Origin of the sequence: Bartonella sp. TT121SHDZB (assembly GCF_042193415.1) — a bacterium.
Taxonomy (GTDB): Bacteria; Pseudomonadota; Alphaproteobacteria; order Rhizobiales; family Rhizobiaceae; genus Bartonella.
In genome coordinates this window covers 1-971 of the sequence record NZ_JBHILR010000045.1, presented here as the reverse complement: position 1 = coordinate 971, position 971 = coordinate 1, and the positions used below count along the sequence as shown (strand labels likewise).

Here is a 971-nt window from a genome sequence, read left to right as displayed (position 1 = left end):
AAAAGTTTTAAATGATTACCTTCTTATAGGATACTATAACAACTTTAGATTTTGCGCTCCCCAATTTTGAGGACTGCCAATCTTGTGTTTTTATCATGCGATTAACAATCCAATCTTTAAAACAAGATGTGATCTTTAAACGTATGTTATCGATAATTTCAAACAACTAAATTTTTAAACAATATGATTTGTGCTGTGATAAAAACGTATCATAAAATTTATGAACTGTTATGAATGATAGCTGCTTTTCATTTCATTGTGAATGCACCCATGCGTTGTAATATTTACATCATGATTTGCTTTTTATGGTCTATTCATACATGGCAATCTTATATAAAAAATGGTCAAATGAATCGTGCATAAAAGAATGGATTCTGAAGTGGATTCATCTAAAATAATTGCAAACAAACTATTGACTTTATTGTGTTTTTTTGATACTATATCTTATATCACTTGACTAAAATATTTATTCGCCCATCGTTGTGGATCTTTTGTCGGACGCACAATCCCATAAAATTGCCGTTCTATCTTATCAAAATACCCTGTTATACACTCCCAACCCAATTGACCCGTAGGAACCAAAGGTTGATCAGGCTCTAACAAAAGCTTTCTGCCTAAAAATGCACGTTTGACAACCTTTTTATTGAATTGAGCACCTTGAATATCAGGCATCACACATTGGAGCTGCTTAAATTCCTCCTCGCTATAATCACGCAATTCACCCGTTTCTAAATCGGGCGCCTTGTAATATCGCTCGCTTTCAAACCAACGGCATTCAACGAGCGTTCAAGGCATTGATTTATAATCATAATCTAGCGTTATTCATATTGAATGAGAACCTTGAATAACGTAAGATTCTCTCATCTTAAATCTGTGTATCTTGAATCAATTCATATCACTTGCTTGCACACCACAAGCGGGGCTGACGTGTGGGTAAAAACTATAGAAGAAAGGATTAAAAAATGGTTCTT

1 pseudogene is annotated in these 971 nt (G+C 34.0%); it reads right to left on the bottom strand.

What is annotated here, in order from left to right:
* Positions 1-447: 447 nt before the first annotated feature.
* Positions 448-786, bottom strand: a pseudogene (locus ACFIKI_RS08375) (phage portal protein); the annotation flags it as partial.
* Positions 787-971 lie beyond the last annotated feature (185 nt).